This window comes from Aphanizomenon sp. CS-733/32, from assembly GCF_028330045.1.
GTDB classification, from domain to species: Bacteria; Cyanobacteriota; Cyanobacteriia; order Cyanobacteriales; family Nostocaceae; genus Dolichospermum; species Dolichospermum gracile.
The window spans coordinates 86,286-102,738 of sequence record NZ_JAQMSE010000200.1 but is presented as its reverse complement, the minus strand read 5'-3'; the positions used below and the strand labels follow the sequence as shown (position 1 = coordinate 102,738).

18 protein-coding genes and 1 pseudogene are annotated in these 16,453 nt (G+C 37.8%); 6 read left to right on the top strand and 13 right to left on the bottom strand.

The features are described 5' to 3' along the window. Positions 1-165: 165 nt before the first annotated feature. On the top strand, positions 166-2,004 hold the full coding sequence (locus PN471_RS16325; protein ID WP_271777746.1) for a bifunctional serine/threonine-protein kinase/formylglycine-generating enzyme family protein: 1,839 nt from the start codon (positions 166-168) through the stop codon (positions 2,002-2,004). Positions 2,005-2,048: 44 nt separating this feature from the next. On the opposite strand, the gene PN471_RS16320 is transcribed toward PN471_RS16325, so the two are convergent. The 6 genes and pseudogenes from PN471_RS16320 to surE (PN471_RS16295) all read right to left on the bottom strand — a co-directional run bounded on the left by PN471_RS16320 (position 2,049) and on the right by surE (PN471_RS16295) (position 5,805). Beyond that, on the bottom strand, positions 2,049-2,729 hold the full coding sequence (locus PN471_RS16320) for an SDR family oxidoreductase (RefSeq protein WP_271777745.1): 681 nt from the start codon (positions 2,727-2,729) through the stop codon (positions 2,049-2,051). A gap of 52 nt (positions 2,730-2,781) precedes the next feature. Then, positions 2,782-3,306 carry a hypothetical protein gene (locus PN471_RS16315; protein ID WP_271777744.1) on the bottom strand — a complete coding sequence of 175 codons (525 nt, stop codon included), beginning with the start codon at positions 3,304-3,306 and terminating at the stop codon, positions 2,782-2,784. A 75-nt stretch (positions 3,307-3,381) separates the two neighbouring features. Beyond that, the gene (locus PN471_RS16310; protein WP_271777743.1) at positions 3,382-3,720 is read right to left on the bottom strand and encodes a hypothetical protein; all 339 of its coding nucleotides are present in this window, start codon (positions 3,718-3,720) and stop codon (positions 3,382-3,384) included. A 119-nt stretch (positions 3,721-3,839) separates the two neighbouring features. Continuing rightward, positions 3,840-3,950: pseudogene (locus PN471_RS16305) on the bottom strand (Lin0512 family protein); the annotation flags it as partial. Beyond that, a complete protein-coding gene (locus PN471_RS16300) occupies positions 3,941-4,810 on the bottom strand; it encodes an MBL fold metallo-hydrolase (RefSeq protein WP_271777742.1) in 870 nt (289 codons plus the stop codon). The pseudogene PN471_RS16305 and the gene PN471_RS16300, both read right to left, overlap by 10 nt. Before the next feature lie 197 nt (positions 4,811-5,007). After that, positions 5,008-5,805: a 5'/3'-nucleotidase SurE gene (surE, locus tag PN471_RS16295; protein WP_271777741.1), complete on the bottom strand. Its 798-nt coding sequence runs from the start codon at positions 5,803-5,805 to the stop codon at positions 5,008-5,010. Between the two features lie 123 nt (positions 5,806-5,928). Between surE (PN471_RS16295) and pheS the strand changes: the two genes are divergently transcribed. Next, on the top strand, positions 5,929-6,921 hold the full coding sequence (gene pheS, locus PN471_RS16290; protein ID WP_271777740.1) for a phenylalanine--tRNA ligase subunit alpha: 993 nt from the start codon (positions 5,929-5,931) through the stop codon (positions 6,919-6,921). Between the two features lie 156 nt (positions 6,922-7,077). Here pheS and PN471_RS16285 read toward each other — a convergent pair whose 3' ends face one another. The 4 genes from PN471_RS16285 to PN471_RS16270 all read right to left on the bottom strand — a co-directional run bounded on the left by PN471_RS16285 (position 7,078) and on the right by PN471_RS16270 (position 10,133). Next, complete coding sequence (locus PN471_RS16285) at positions 7,078-7,641, bottom strand: Uma2 family endonuclease (protein WP_271777739.1); 564 nt, start codon at positions 7,639-7,641, stop codon at positions 7,078-7,080. 43 nt (positions 7,642-7,684) lie between these two features. Next, positions 7,685-7,807, bottom strand: a complete 123-nt coding sequence (locus tag PN471_RS16280) for a hypothetical protein (protein ID WP_271777738.1) — start codon at positions 7,805-7,807, stop codon at positions 7,685-7,687. 54 nt (positions 7,808-7,861) lie between these two features. Then, positions 7,862-8,143 carry a YiaA/YiaB family inner membrane protein gene (locus PN471_RS16275; RefSeq protein WP_271777737.1) on the bottom strand — a complete coding sequence of 94 codons (282 nt, stop codon included), beginning with the start codon at positions 8,141-8,143 and terminating at the stop codon, positions 7,862-7,864. Between the two features lie 196 nt (positions 8,144-8,339). Further along, positions 8,340-10,133 (bottom strand): WD40 repeat domain-containing protein, encoded by a 1,794-nt coding sequence (locus PN471_RS16270; RefSeq protein ID WP_193895148.1) that lies wholly within the window; start codon positions 10,131-10,133, stop codon positions 8,340-8,342. Between the two features lie 648 nt (positions 10,134-10,781). On the opposite strand from PN471_RS16270, the gene PN471_RS16265 reads away from it, so the two are divergent. Both PN471_RS16265 and PN471_RS16260 read left to right on the top strand, forming a co-directional pair. Then, the gene (locus PN471_RS16265; protein ID WP_271777736.1) at positions 10,782-11,564 is read left to right on the top strand and encodes a PIG-L deacetylase family protein; all 783 of its coding nucleotides are present in this window, start codon (positions 10,782-10,784) and stop codon (positions 11,562-11,564) included. A 63-nt stretch (positions 11,565-11,627) separates the two neighbouring features. After that, positions 11,628-12,737 (top strand): glycosyltransferase family 4 protein, encoded by a 1,110-nt coding sequence (locus PN471_RS16260; protein WP_271777735.1) that lies wholly within the window; start codon positions 11,628-11,630, stop codon positions 12,735-12,737. Here PN471_RS16260 and PN471_RS16255 read toward each other — a convergent pair. Beyond that, on the bottom strand, positions 12,720-13,601 hold the full coding sequence (locus tag PN471_RS16255) for an aspartoacylase (protein WP_271777734.1): 882 nt from the start codon (positions 13,599-13,601) through the stop codon (positions 12,720-12,722). The genes PN471_RS16260 and PN471_RS16255 overlap by 18 nt on opposite strands. Positions 13,602-13,802: 201 nt before the next feature. On the opposite strand from PN471_RS16255, the gene PN471_RS16250 reads away from it, so the two are divergent. Continuing rightward, entirely contained in the window at positions 13,803-14,381 is a 579-nt protein-coding gene (locus PN471_RS16250; RefSeq protein WP_193895141.1) for a TIGR04376 family protein, read from the top strand. Between the two features lie 111 nt (positions 14,382-14,492). Continuing rightward, the gene (surE, locus tag PN471_RS16245; protein ID WP_271777733.1) at positions 14,493-15,173 is read left to right on the top strand and encodes a 5'/3'-nucleotidase SurE; all 681 of its coding nucleotides are present in this window, start codon (positions 14,493-14,495) and stop codon (positions 15,171-15,173) included. 118 nt (positions 15,174-15,291) lie between these two features. On the opposite strand, the gene PN471_RS16240 is transcribed toward surE (PN471_RS16245), so the two are convergent. Then, the gene (locus PN471_RS16240) at positions 15,292-15,585 is read right to left on the bottom strand and encodes a hypothetical protein (protein ID WP_015083427.1); all 294 of its coding nucleotides are present in this window, start codon (positions 15,583-15,585) and stop codon (positions 15,292-15,294) included. 186 nt (positions 15,586-15,771) lie between these two features. Continuing rightward, positions 15,772-16,443 carry a HupE/UreJ family protein gene (locus PN471_RS16235; protein ID WP_271777732.1) on the bottom strand — a complete coding sequence of 224 codons (672 nt, stop codon included), beginning with the start codon at positions 16,441-16,443 and terminating at the stop codon, positions 15,772-15,774. Positions 16,444-16,453: the final 10 nt, after the last annotated feature.

Here is a 16,453-nt window from a genome sequence, read left to right as displayed (position 1 = left end):
GTCAGTTTTGTAACTTATTAAACTTTTAATTCTGCAATTTTTTCAGTTTCCCCACATAAACTGATTTAGAGTTTGACTAATTTTTTGTAACAGGAATAAATATCGTTTTGACAATTTAATAATATTGGGACTGAATTTTGAAAAGATGCTATTTTCTCAACATTCATGCAAATTTGCCAAAATCCCAATTGTTCTAACCCCTTCAACCCGAAAACTGCTAAATCTTGTCTGAGTTGTCAAGAAAGTAACTTTGGGGAACTGCTGCGAAACCGTTACCGGGTTTTGAGGTTATTAGGTGAAGGTGGATTTAGCAGAACCTACGCTGCTGAAGATGTAGATAGACTCAATGCACCTTGCGTCATTAAGCAATTTTTCCCCCAATTTCAAGGAACTGGACAACGTGCTAAAGCAGCGGAATTTTTCAAAGAAGAAGCTTTTAGGCTGTACGATTTGGGAGAAAACCATCCCCAAATTCCCCGACTTTTAGCTTACTTTGAACAAGGTTCTAGTTTGTATTTAGTCCAGGAATTTATCATTGGCAAAACTCTTCTCGAAGAACTACAAAATCAAGCCTATGATGAAACCCAAGTTCGACAACTTTTAGCTGACTTATTACCAGTTTTAGATTTTGTTCACAAACATAATGTAATTCACCGCGATATTAAACCAGAAAATATTGTGCGTCGAGATAGTGATCAAAAACCTGTATTAATTGATTTTGGAGGTGCAAAACAAGTTACTCAAACCAGTATCGCTAGACAAGCAACAGCTATTTATACCTTAGGTTATGCCCCAACAGAACAAATGGCTGGATTTGCTTGTCAAGCAAGTGATTTATATGCCTTGGGTGTCACTTGTGTGCGGTTATTAACCCAAGATATACCATTACAAAATGATTATGGACAATTGCAAGATCATCTTTATGATGCCATGAATGCTAAATGGTTATGGGAAGAACGTTTACGCCTTAAAGGCATTACTATTAGTGATGAATTAAAGCAAATCTTAAATAAATTACTCCAACATTTTGCTAGTGATAGATATCAATCAGCACTAGATGTTTTAGATGATTTAAACTTTCCTAAATCTCCTGTAGTCCTCAAATTTTCTTCCTTTCCCAAACCACCATTAGCACCACCACTTCCTCAAAAAGTTCCTGTTCCCTTACCTCCCTTATACAACTTTGATTTTTATGTCATTACCGTAGATACTTCTGGTAGGGAAGTTAACCGTGATAGACGGAAGACTAAATATTTCAAGGAAGAATTAGGCAGGAATACAACCTTGGAAATGGTATCAATTCCCAATGGAACTTTTATTATGGGTTCTTTAAGTTGTGAAGGTGATGATGATGAACGTCCCCAACATCAAGTTATAATTCCACCCTTTTTTATGGGTAAATATCCTATTACCCAATTACAATGGAGAACTATAGCAGCTTTACCGCCAATTAAACAAGAATTACATCCTAATCCATCCAAATTTAAAGGTGCAAATTTGCCTGTCGAAAATGTTTCTTGGTATGAAGCTGTAGAATTTTGTGCCAGATTAGCAATGAAAACCGGGAGAGAATATCGTTTACCTAGTGAAGCTGAATGGGAATATGCTTGTCGGGCAGGAACTACCACATCTTTTCATTTTGGAGAAACAATTACTTCTGATTTAATTAACTGTAGTGGTAGCGATACCTATTCTTTAGAACCAAAAAGTAGATTTCGCAAAGAAACAACTAATGTTGGTTATTTTGAAGTGGCTAATGCTTTTGGTTTATATGATATGCACGGATTAGTTTGGGAATGGTGTGCAGATCCTTGGCATAATAACTATCATGGCGCACCTACAAATGGTGGTGTCTGGGAAGATGGAGGTGATAAACATCGTCGCGTTTTAAGGGGTGGTGCATGGAATTTTGGTGCAGAACTTTGTCGCAGCGCTAGTAGAAGTTGGAATGAAGCAGACGGTGGTTTAAGAATGTGTGGGTTTCGAGTAGTATTTTCACCTTAAATTTAGTTAGTAGTGAGGACTTTAGTCCTCAAAGTTAACAACAACTAATCTAAATTAAATTCCACAAATTCCGGTAATCCTGGATATACCATATTCCGATCTATGGCTGAGAAAATTTTATTATTAGTATGATCAGAATTTAAACAGCGACAAACTAATTGGGACACATCTGCACGATGAATAGTACCTACAATCTGAGGATTTTCGGTGATAATTCCGTTGTTGGTTGCTGGTTCTGATTTTAAACCACCAGGACGGATAATTGTATAGTTAAGTCCGCTGGAAATTAAATATTGTTCTGCTTTTTCTTTTTCAATTAAAACTGGTTTGAGTGCTGCTAAAGCTTGGGGCGGTAAAGCCACCACACTATCACCACTACCAATGGAAGTCACGAGAATAAACTTTTTTACCCCTGCTTTGACTGCGGCATCAATGAGGTTTTTATTGCCAATATAATCAGGTTTGATATTATCTGTAGGTAAACCACCTAATGTACTGATGACGGCTTGAATCGGTTCGTTTCCTAAAATTGCCTGTTCAACATCAGCCACATTTAAGGCATCTCCTAGAATTGGATAAACACCCATTGCTTTTGCTGCCACAGCAGCGGCTTGTGTTCTCAACAGGGCTTTAACTTGAATTTGTTGTGCTATCAAATATTTAGCGATTTCTTGGCCAACACCCCGACTAGCACCAGCTAGAAAAATGGAAGATGAGATTAACATAATTAGTCTATAAAAAAGATGCTATACTTACATTTAGCACAAAACTGTCATTTTAGAATGGAACTATTTCAAAGACAAAAGTACCAATTATACGTTCATCAATATAGACTTCTATTTGATGTTTACCCAAAGGATCTCCAGCAGCAATAGTCCAAAAATTTTCAATTATACCATTCACAGGTGTTACTGTGCGCGTGGAAGTTGCCGTTTTTCCATCTTTGGATATGGAGAAATTTTTATGATTTTCTGTTGTCCAAGTTTCAGGGGCTTGTGGTAAAGTTAAAACTTCGCGCCATTTGACTTTACCTTGATAATTATCAAGTGTAATTCTCCAACCATAAGCATCACCTTCTTTTAAGGGAACTGTAGTTGTTGGAAAAAAATTGACTTTCCCTTCTGGGTTAACTATCTTTACGCCAAATTCACTCTTGTTAACAACTATTTGCTGATTAATAGGTTGATCGTAATTTGTTCTCCTTGCAGGTAAAGCCATACTAGACTTATGGAAAACCGGAGTTATTATCGGCAATATCAAAGAAACTGAAACTAATAAAAACTGGGAATTTATAATTTTCATCAACTTTATTTTCTATTAAATAAGTAGGATACAAAATGTACATATCCTACTTGAAGAAAGTATTTTTGGCAATAGTTAATCTTCATCAAGTGCAGGTAAAAATTCTTCAAATTGCCACAATTGATCTTTCTTTTCTAGGAACCAAATGCGAGTTTCCGTGGTTAATTTACCCCAGATAACATCAACGGGAACATGGGGAGAAGCATATTGAAACTCTTCGCCAATAATTCTGAGATTATCCTCGATATTCCGAGGAATACCAAAATCTTCCCAATCAATTTTGATATTTCTGCCGGTAACTCCCGCAGTCGGATCAAAAACTAATTGTGCAGTTCTGATTAAATCAGCAAAGTGTTGTGCTTTTAGCCCAATGATTTCTTGGATTTGAGGTGATTGTTGAGGATCTTGAGACATTTTCGCTGGAGTTGTGTAGATGTATAATTTAAAAAATTACTGCCAGAGATAATCCCATTGTCTTCATTTTAGCTCAAAAAATCCAGGGAAAATCAATATTTTCAAGTTAATTATGCAATTTATACAAAAACTGTAACTGCGGCTACAGCTATCAACATTTCATCATTTTTATTCTTGAGAGAAGCAATTGCTAAACCATCAACTACCATTCCTCCCGCTTCTATGAAGAGGTAACATCAGTTGTAGTAACTGGGATAACTAGTCCTTCCTTAGCCATAATTGCACCGGGAAAACTCGCACAAGCAGCTTCACCCACACGATCTAAATAATCATCATTGTGGGCTGGGTCATGATGGTAAATTACTAAGGTTTTCACATTGGCAGCTTTCGCAACTTTTATAGCTTCTTGCCAAGTGGAATGTCCCCAACCAATTTTGGGGAATTTGGGATGACTATATTCTTCATCAGAATAGGTAGAATCATAAATGAGTACGTCAGCATTGCGGGCTAACCACAAGACATTTTCATCTAAATGATCAGGATAATGTTCAGTATCAGTGATATAAACAGCAGCACCACCTTGCCAACTCACTCGATATCCTACTGCTTCACCGGGATGATTTAAATGGGCGGTTTCTATAATAATGTCATCAATATTGATAGGCTGTCCGATTTGTATGTTGTGAAAGGTCAAATTAGACTGCATAATCTGTAATGGTACAGGGAAGTTAGGATGGAGCATTTGGTCATTTAACCGCTGTTCTATGGTAGAACCATCCGGGGCGATCGCTCCGTAAATATCAAATTTATTCCCACTAATAAAAGCTGGGGCGAAAAAGGGAAATCCTTGAATATGATCCCAGTGGGAATGGGTAAAAAATAAATGCCCCTCTACAGGCATTTGGGACAATAAGGATTTACCTAAAATGTGCAATCCTGTCCCCGCATCAAAAATTAACCGTTTACCGCCCACCTGCATGGAAACACAGGAAGTATTACCTCCATAGCGGACTGTATCTAGCCCTGGACTGGGAATGCTGCCCCTAACGCCCCAAAACTGCACATTAAATTGGTTTTCTATCCTGGACATGGGTATTTTTGGCTGGCTAGACTTGAGCAAAAGGATCATGAAAACACACGACTTCTTATTTATTTAAGTGTATGCTGTTGTACAAGTTTCATTGCTGGAAACAACATAATTAGCCTTGAAATTTGCAAGCACTTTGGCTTAAAATTCAGTAAAGTGACTGAAAATAATTTTTCTAGCTGAGACGAAGATGCCTAAATCTACGGAAATTTAAATTCCCACTCAGATAGTTGACTCAGTCCATAGCCATAAGTCAGATTATATTGCAATGGAGTAATACTGATATATTTTTTTTGAATGGCATGAACATCCAGAGGAATATGGGTTGGTAAGTTTAATTCTATCGGTGGTTCTATATCTTCGATCACCTCTCCAGTTAACCAGTAGTAAGTTTTACCTCTGGGATCAGTTCGCTTATCAAAAACATCCACATAACGTCGTACCCCTTGTCTGGTAAAAGTAACTCCAGCTATTTCTTCCCAAGACAAGGGGGGGACATTAACATTCAGTAACATTAATTCTGGCAGTGGTTGGGCGGCAATTTTAGCAACTAGGATTTCGGCAAATTTAGCTGCTGCTTGAAAGTCTTTATGAGTATGACTAGTTAAACTAAAAGCAATACTAGGAATACCTTCAATCACTCCTTCCATTGCTGCGGAAACAGTTCCAGAGTAGAGAACTTCTGTCCCTAAATTTGCACCTTGGTTAATTCCAGATAGCACTAAGTCGGGTGGAGAATTTAACAAAGCCCATAATGCCAATTTTACACAATCTGAAGGCGTACCATCACAAGCCCAAGCTTGAATATGAGGATGAAAAACAGATTCTACTATTTCTGCGCGAATTGGTTGCAGTAAAGTTAATCCGTGTCCTGTTGCCGATCGCTCTCGATCTGGACAAACTACTGTTACTTCATGACCCGCTGCTGCTAAGGTGTTGGCTAGGGCGCGAATCCCCAAAGCAGAAATTCCATCATCGTTGCTAATTAGTAATTTCATTTGTCAGTTATCAGTTGTTCGTTGTCATCAGTAAAATTCCTCTCCCCGCTTCCCCTACTCCCTGTTCCCTGTTCCCTGTTCCCTGCTATAGACTAATGACTAATGACTAATTACCAATAACTAATGACCAGCAATTTAGAAGACCAACTTTTAGCATTACGGCAAGAAGGAGAAACAGCGATCGCCTCTGCTGATACCCTCGAACGCCTAGAAGAACTTAGAGTCAACTATTTGGGCAAAAAAGGGCAATTGGGGGCGCTATTGCGAAGTATGGGGCAAATGAGCGCGGAAGAACGGCCTAAAATTGGGGCGATCGCTAACACTGTCAAAGAAGCTATTCAAAACAGCCTTGACCAGCAACGCACAACCCTGGAATCTGCTCAAATTCAGGCACAGCTAGAGGCGGAAACCATAGATGTCACCATGCCCGGCATTTACCGTCCCCAAGGTCGGATTCATCCCCTCCATGGTATTATTGACCAAACCCTAGATATCTTTGTTGGCATGGGTTACACCGTTGCCCAAGGATCAGAAATGGAAACAGACTACTACAATTTTGAAGCTCTTAACACCCCCCCAGATCATCCAGCCCGTGATATGCAAGATACCTTCTACTTACCAGATGGTAATTTATTGCGGACTCATACTTCCTCAGTGCAAATTCGCTACATGGAAAAGGAAGAACCACCCATTCGAGTTGTTGCCCCAGGTCGAGTATATCGCAGAGATGATGTAGATGCGACCCACTCAGCAGTTTTCCATCAAATCGAACTTTTAGCCATAGATGAAGGACTAACTTTTACAGACCTGAAAGGAACTGTCAAGATATTTTTACAATCAATATTTGGCGATTTACCAATTCGTTTTCGCGCTAGTTATTTCCCTTTTACTGAACCTTCAGCCGAAGTAGATTTACAATGGAAAGGACGTTGGTTAGAAGTTATGGGTTGTGGAATGGTTGACCCCAATGTTTTAAAATCTGTCGGTTATGACCCCGAAGTTTATAGCGGTTTTGCCGCCGGTTTTGGTGTAGAACGTTTTGCTATGGTATTACATCAAATTGATGATATTCGCCGTTTATATAACAGCGATTTACGCTTCTTACAACAATTTTAACGTAGGGGCGGGGTTTCCCCGCCCTTGATAAAGTTCTGTTCCCTATTCTCTATTCTCTATTCCCTATTCTCTATTCTCTATTCCCTATTCTCTATTCCCTATTCCCTATTCCCTATTTCCTATTCCCTATTCCCTATTCCCTGTTCCCCGCCATAATCATGAACCAAAACTCAACCAACCAAAAATTTCTTTAACAGTTAATTCTAAATTGATATTTTCCAAAATTGGTAATTTATCATCACCTTCATATATTTCTATTTTTTGTCCAGGAAATACAGCTAATACACTTTCTTCCTCTGGGTTTAATAACCAACCTAATTCAGTTCCATTTCGGGAACAATGCAATAATTTCGTTAATACTTTTTTCTGTGGTTGTTCAGGAGAAAGAATTTCTATTATCCAATCAGGATGAATTTCAAAACGGTTAGCAATTCTCCCAGATTCAGTTTTGGGGATTCTTTCCCACCGGAACACCGCAATATCAGGCACAATGGTACTACCACCAAAAGTACAACGTAGTTCTGGGAAGGCTATGGCAATTTTTTGACTTCTAGTGAGTCCATTGACAACTTCAATGAAAGTAGTCTGAATTAAGCTGTGTTCACCTTGTGGCATAGGTTTTTGCAGGATTTCCCCGTTAATAAATTCTGATGCTGGTTTAGTTTCCGGTAACTTGACAAAATCTTCTAGTGTAATCTGGCGTTCAGTGGCTATAGTCATAATTGGTAACTAGAAAGCATATTTATTATATTAACTCAAGTTGCTAGTTATCTTGTTGAGGCTGGTAATGGGTAATTGGTAATAAAAACTCTAGTTTTTCCAAATATTTAGGATTGATGTAATTTACTCGCATCGAATTATTGGCAATTAAAGAAGGGTTTATCATTCATAAACCCCTAATTTCGTCTATTTTATTAAACCAGTTATCAGACAAAATTTCTTATTTCAAAATCACATCATGTTGAGAAAGCAACTTTTCTACCTTAGCTTCTTCAATGCGGGAAGTTAATCGTTTGGTTTCATACAAATCTCTGGTAGTTTTTGCCAAAGTAAAAGTAGAACCAACAGAAAAAGCTAAACCCATACCCATAAATCCTTTAATCCAGTTGTCTGCCGGTAAATTGATAATCCCAAAAGTAGTCATAGAAATAGATAGAATAAAGGCTGCCCATGTTTGAAAAATCCAAGCAGGACTATCTTTTTGTTGATTAAATGTTTGCATATTTCTCACCTTTTAATTACTTACTAACAACACAATTGTATGTATTAGTAAAAAATGTGGTGATAGTAACTTACCAGTTCCGTAACTGTACTTAATTAAAATCACGAAAAGGGCAGTAAATAAAGCAGTTATTAATAAAAAATTTGTACCAGTTTTATAAGTGGCACAAACTTATAGAGACAATCGCAGTTTTGATCTAACTTCGCTGCCAAATTTTAATTGTTTTGTCCAAACTCCCACTGACTAACATTTCTCCAGAAGCAGTAAAGGATAAAGCTGTAACTGTATTAGCATGACCTGTAAATGTCCCTAATAATTCTCCAGATTGTAAATGCCACAATTTGATAGTTTTATCAGCACTACCACTCGCAATAATTTGTTCATCAGGACTTAAAGCAACTGTATTCACACTATCTTGATGTCCTTTAAGAGTGTGAACTAATTCCCCAGTCGCCAAATTCCAAACTCGAATAGTTTGATCTTGACTACCACTGACTAAGAATTTAGCATCAGCACTCATGGCTAGGGAACTAACAATATGAGAATGACCCATGAGGGTGTATATTGGTTGTATATCTGGCAAATTTTTGTGATTGAGTGTTGAGGATGTTTCCCAAACTTTGATTTTGCGATAGCTACCTGTAATTAAAATTTTGCCATCTTGACTTAACACCATTGAATGGGCTGCTGTATCATCTAAAGATAGGGTATTTTCGACTTGGCGATCGCGCAAATTCCAAAACAAAATCTGGCGATCATGACCACCCGTTGCTAACATCTTACCATCGGGTGTAAACGCCACACAACGGACATCTCCATGATGTTTATGGAGAATATCAATTAAATCCAACGCCCCAGTATGCCAAATTTTAACTGTGGAATCTGCACCTACACTTACTAATGTTTGTCCATCGGTACTAAAAGCCAGGGAATTAACTTCATCTACTTTGGTAGAAATCACCCAAGGATATTCTGATAATGTTTCGATTAATTCACCTTTTGATAAGTCCCATAATTTTGTTTCTCCCCTGCTACCACTAGCTAACATCGGAATTGTTTTCACATTTTTAGTTCCGGCATCTTGGACTACTAAAGTTTTGATAGCATAGGCTAAACAGTTAATACCTTTGGTATGTCCTTTTAATGTTTGCCAGCATTCCCAATCACCGATAATCTTCTTTTTGGGATGATCTGATGGTAAGGTGTGAATGGTTTCTACCAGCATTTTCTCATCAGTGATTGGCATATCATCTGACTTACCACCCAGAGACTGTAAATACCAATTTAATCCTCCTGCATATAGTAGACTACTAGGAGTTAGATGAATCTTTGAGTCTGAAAAATCTAGTTGATTTGTTGGTAAAAAACCAGTAATTACTGTTTGTTTGTGGTATCCTGACTGGGTATTTCCTGGATAAAACAAACACAAAAAAATCAATACTTGGTGGTTATTGATATCTTCTTGACTCACAGACCAACGGATTTTATCTTTTTTAATGCCGTTAAAACTTTCCCCATCTGCTACGTGAATTTGAATACTCACCTTCGGGTTATTGGCTAACAAATAAGTAAACTTACTTTCACCACGTAAATTTCCCTCATCATCCAAAACCATGTTGTCTAAAGTGTCTTGTGGCACTTTTCTCACCAATTTTCCTAACCGTTCTGTAATCATCCAATCAACAATTTGTTCACGGACAAGATACTCTTCTGCTTGACGTTGAAAATAGGTCGGAAAGGGAATGATCCAATCAGGATATTCAGGATATTCAGGTGGTATCGGTGGAGGGTTTTTGGCGAGGATTTCAGCTTGCTGACGAGAACATTCAAGAATTTTCGTTAATGAATCCCCCGCAAATGCCATTACCTCACTGTGATAACCTTTAACTCGACTTTCTAACAGAGAAAGATCCGCCGTTTTCGGTTTTTTCACCCGGTTTAAGAAGTCAGTTTGTTGCGCTTTTAGTAAACTAATCCAATTCATCTGCATGATAGTGGCACACCATTGCATACCCAAGATAACTTATACTAATACAATAATTACTCAATTTATAACTTCAGCTAAAATTTAGTAATCATTACAGTCCTCCAGAATCCAAAAAATAGCTGAATTTAAGGGTAAACATCAACTCCTACGGTAATTAAGCACTGCTTAACTTTATATAGCAATACAATCCAGAGACGAGAAACCATGTCCCTACAGGCTTGAGGATTTGCTGACTGTATCTCACAAAGAGTGCATACCGCCATATAGTAGGTTATGGAGATTTCGATGGTTTCCATAAATTCTAACTAATCTAACTAATGATTTACTGTTTCTATAGAAACACTTCTGGGTAGAAAAATAGTAAGCATTCAATCGTTAGTCGTCAGCTAATCCAGCTGTTTATAAAATATAGGTAATTCAAATTTATTCTTTGCTAGTCCCCATCTTTAGTCCATACTACTGAGAGTTTTTTTTACCACTTATCTGATTTTCTACACTTTCTTATTGATATGTTCAGCATAACTTTATTAAAAAAATAAATACTTTTATCTAGGGCGTGACTATTATAAAAATAGTTATTTTGATTTATGGGAAGCATCAATATTTGTTAGCTACAAGACTGGAATTTTGTCTGGAATCAATTTTAAATTTATGAATCATAAAAAAAACCTAACCTCACTAGAAAAAATAATTCCTAATAAATTGTTAAGTCAGATACAATATATTCATTGTAGTTTAGTTTCATGGTGGATTTTGCATTGGGGAAGTCAGCCTTTAAAATTTTCTGAAAAATCAGCAATGGTTTTTTCTCCTCATCAAGATGATGAAACCTTTGGTTGTGGAGGGATGATTGCCCGTAAGAGAGAACAAGGAATACAAGTAAGTATAACTTTTTTAACTGACGGTAGAGGTTCTCATGGCTTAGATCCACTTATGCAAAGTCAAGTTATCCAGATTCGTCAACAGGAATCTTTGATGGCGTTAAATATTCTCGGGGTAAACCCTTCAGAGATTCATTTTTTAAATCACCAAGATGGTAGTTTAGCTGCTTTGAATATAGAGAAAAGGCAACAGATAATTACTGAAATTTCAGAACTACTAAATTTATATCAACCGGGAGAGGTTTATGTGCCTCACCGTAAAGACTGTCATCAGGATCATGAAGCTACTTATAATTTAGTGAAAGAGGCAATTATCCAATCACAAATTAATACAGAAATACTTCAATATCCTATTTGGGTATTTTGGCGATCGCCATTATTTATTCTGTTGAAGTTACAAGATATTGCAGCGGCTTATCGCTTATCAGTCACATCAGTAAAAGAGAAAAAACAAAAAGCTATTGCTGCCTATCCTTCCCAGATTGAGATGTTACCTCGGGGATTTATTAACCGATTTTTATATTCGGAAGAAATATTTTTTAAATCCGAGTAAGGTGGGAACAGGGGAAACGCATCTGAAGATTTGCTATAAATAATTACATTGGGGAAAATTTAAATGCGGATTCTACATATTACTAATCATGTTCAAAAAATCGGTAATGGAATTGTTAATGTTGCTGTAGATTTAGCTTGTTTACAAGCAAAAAGTGGTCTGGATATTGCTGTAGCTTCTGCTGGTGGAGAATATGAAAAATTATTAGCAGATCACGGTGTTGAACATTTTCATCTCAATCAATGTCGGACACCATTAAATCTGATTAAGGCTGCTGGGCATTATCGGCAAGTTATTAAGGAGTTTCAACCGGATATTGTTCATGTACACATGATGACAGGGGCAATTTTAGCAGGTATTTTCCGCAAGAATCGAGAATATCATTTAGTTTCTACTGTCCATAATGAATTTCAACATAGTGCTATCCTCATGGGATTAGCTGATCAGGTAATTGCAGTTAGTAAAGCCGTAGCTAATTCCATGATTAAACGGGGTATTCCACCTCAAAAGTTACGAGTAGTTAGTAATGGGACTTTAGGAAGTCCTCGGCATAAAAAACTGGCAGATTATCAACCAGTAGAAATGCCACATCCATCTATAACTACTGTGGCTGGGATGTATACCCGCAAAGGTATTTATGAGTTAATTGAGGCATTTAAAATAGTTGCCACAGACTTTCCGCAAGCACATTTATATTTGGTAGGAGATGGACCAGATCGGCTCATGTTTGAGAAAATGGTGCAAAATACAACTTTTAGCCATCGCATTCATTTTGCAGGATTTCAGGCAGAACCGCAACGCTATATGTTAGCAACGGATATCTTTGTTTTGGCTTCACATTGCGAATCTTTTGGCTTAGTGCTAACGGAAGCGCGGGAAGCCGGTTGTGCAATTGTAGCCAGTGATGTGGATGGTATTCCTGAGACCTTAGATGATAGTCAAGCCGGGATTTTAGTGCCACCCAAGGATATTCCAACCCTAGCTAGTACTTTGACACAATTATTGAGCGATCGCCAACTTTTAGATCAGTGGAAATTCCGCGCCCAGCAAAATCTAGAAAGATTTAGTGCCGCACGAGTGAATGAAGAAACACTAAGTGTATATCGTGAATTAATGAGAAAAGACAATATCATCAGAGTCATGGAAACCAGAGAATTAGCCAATCTTAATTAACTCCTTTTCGCTAATGTGCATCGCAATTCCTTTCTCATAATAGGCAGCTTCATTAATAAAGATCGGATAAACAGTAGAATTTCCTTGATAGAAAATTTCTTCTCCCGTGAAAGTCAGAAAAATAGGATCACCAGGATGTAAAGGTTTATAATCTTGGCATTGAAGTTGGGGGTGAATCATCGCCTGAATTTCCCCTACTTCATTTCTCGGATAATCAATCACACCAATTGATTTATAAACTGTTAATGTATGATTTCTTAACAAGATTCTTCCTTGATTATAGTCTTCAAAATAATCTAAAATACTATAAATAAGTTGTTCAGTTCGTTGAAATAATTCCGCATTTAAAATTCCTTGAGGTACAGCACCAACTTCAATCGCAAAACCCAAATCACACAAAGAACGCAGAAACCCACTACCTTGAGGTTGTTCATGAATATAAACCTTCACCAAAGGATTAACTGCGCTCAAATCAGCAGCTAATTTGAGCAGGAAAGGATGCCAACTTCCCAGAATAATACATAATCCCATATTGGCAGTAGTCGTATGTACATCAATAATTGTATCTACAGATTCTTGATTTTCTGGTTGTAATATCTGTTGAATTTCTCGCGCCCTTAATTCTTCATAACTTGATATTTTTGAACTTGATAATTTATCTTGATTAAAGCAACGATTCAGATCCGTATCAATATATCTTGTCCGGGCAGCAATAGCTTTAGGATTACCAAGTAATGATAAAGTTTCCAAACTGCCTCGATGAATTAAATGGGGATATTGCTGAAACTTTTTCACCAAGTAAACTCCCGTTAACTCATTACCGTGATTTCCGCCGACAATCGCCACCCGATGAATTTGATTCATAAATACCCCGTTTACAAGCAACTTAGCTATGAAAGTGAACACATTCTATCAGTCCATAGCTACTTTATCAGGACTTACCCAACTGGCACATTGGTAGGCTGCGTCAGACTACATAAATTCTGCAAATAAACAGATTATGTTCTCAGTTAAGAGTTCCCTGTTATAAAATAAACATATATCTAAATATTTGGAGTATTAACAGTGAGTTTATTTGATGATTTAAGTCGCTTTTTAGAAAGTCGTTTAGAAGAATTCTTGCGGAATAACCCTCATTTAGAGTTAGAAGCACTTTTAGAACAGCTGCGGGAACAAGAAGAAGATACATTAAAATTAATTGCCGAGTTACAATTACAAGAGAAGCGATCGCAAGATGAAATCCTCTCCACAGCCCAAGAAATTCAAAAATGGCATATCCGTATTCAAAAAGCCCAAGCCGCAGGTAGACAAGATTTAACCACCCCAGCCCAAGAACGAGAAGCAGCACTACTGCGAGAAGGAAATCAGATGTGGGGACAGATGCAAGGCGTAAAAGAACGCATTAGCCAATCCCAAGAACTACTCCGCAAAATTCAACAACGTCGTCAAGAAGTAAAAACTAAAGCAGCTGAGTTACAAACAGCAAGAACCAAAGCACAAACCCAACAAAGACTAGAAACTGAAACTCATGGCTGGAATACAGCTACTAATTCTTACAGTGACTTTGATGACCTAGAAAATACATTTCGCCGCTGGGAAACCCAAGATGAATTAGAAAAACTCAAACGCAACATGGGAAAATAAGTAGGGTTTGCTGATAGCGAAGCGTGGCGTAAGCCATAAAAGTTGTCTGTGAGGGGAGGTTACAGGTTACAGGTTACAGGTTACAGGGAAGGAATTTTAAAAAAACATAGTATGACGATAATTATCACCAATGACGACGGTATTGATGCTCCGGGTATTGCAGCTTTATTCAAAGCAGTAAATAATAAATCGGTAATTATTGCTGCACCGCGATCGCATCAATCTGGTTGCGGACATCAAGTTACTACCCGTCAACCGATTAATCTGCAACGTCGTTCTGATTTTGAATATGCGATCGCCGGTACTCCTGCTGATTGTATCCGAGTTGCCGTTTCACATATTGCTCCAAATGTCAAGTATGTTATTTCAGGCATTAATGCTGGTGGAAATTTGGGAGTTGATGCGTATATTTCTGGGACTGTGGCTGCTGTTAGAGAGGCTGCAATGCACGGGATTCCCGGAATTGCTGTTTCTCAGTATCGTCAAGGTAAACGTGATTATGATTGGGATGCGGCTATTAGATGGACATCTGCATTGTTAGATAATTTGATGGAACTTCCCCTAGAACTTGGATGTTTTTGGAATGTCAATTTACCGCACCTGTTACCGCAACAAGCAGATCCAGAAGTGGTATTTTGTCAACCTTGTACGAAACCTTTACCTGTTAATTACCGAATGGAAGGTGATGATTTTTACTATACAGGAGAATATAGTAAACGGGAACGGACTCCTAATAGTGATGTTGATATATGTTTTTCGGGCAAAATCGCAGTGACAAAGTTAAGAGTTTAAGGTAATTAGGACTTAATAATTCAGGTTCTTCTTTCTTCTTCCTGACTCCTGATAGCGTGGCGTTAGCCATACTCCTGACTCGGTGATTCGGTGACTCGGTGACCAACTCCTCCCATCATTATTCATCTTGTAGTAAGGATACAAGTCCATCCAAGGTTTGTGACAATTGAGTGATTTGTTCCATAGAATCCTTCTGCGAGTCAGCCAAACTTTGCACAGCGTCACATAAAGCAAAAATCTGATAACCTTGCTGTTGTACTTGTTTTCCTTGAGCTTCTATTTGTAGACTCAGAGCATCAACTCTGTGAGCAAGACGTTCAATTGTCTCAGTTGTCGAGAGTACAGCGTCTCCAATTTGTTCAACAATAGATTCTAAGCGACTGATTCTTGTTTCTATTCCAGTTGCAATCATTTCTGGCCTGCTCCAATCTTGAGAAAAAATCATCACAGCAATATTCCTAAATATTCATTCCATAGTTTCATAATCAGCATTATTAATAAATCCAGTAATTTGTCATCATTCCTCTTGGTTTTGACTTTTGAATTTTGACTTCCGCCAAGCGGTGTTAATCCCAATCCCGCCTCCCTAATTCCTCCGTTAAATTATTGAGTAGCCCAAAAATACGATACCAATTGCACAGAATACCAAACCAGCAAAACGGGTGATTTTAGGTAAGATATGATTAATTTCATTGATGCCAAAATTTACACCTATTTTTCTGGCACTCATGATAATTACTGTTTGGGTAAAGGCAACACTAATTACAAAGATAATCATAGTTAATGTTTCTGTACCGATGATGGATGTAGCATCGGAGTAACCTTGAAATATCCCAGCAGTAGCACTTAATAAAGCTATTGCTAACCAATGAATAGGAATTGGTGTAACTAACATTACTCCTAATGCAATGGTACAAATAGCGATCGCTATTCCTGGTGCGGGTAAGATCACTGGAGATAAATTAATCAATTGTCCACAGATAGCAGCAATAACAAAAGTGATATTTAGCCAATTACCACGGGTAAATCTAGGGGAACATAAACCTAATGCTACAATCCCTGCAAAACGGTCTAAACTAATCACTGGATCGGCTATGCCCCAAATAAAACCTTCCCAGGTGCTGGAAACATTATGTTCAATGGGTGATCCACCGGCTGAAGTCAGTAAACTAATGATGACTAAAAGGGCGATCGCTCCTAAAAGACGCTGCTGTTTAGATGTTAATAAGTTACTGAACTCAGAAGCTACTAACTGTGAATTTTTAAACATCTTTAAATTA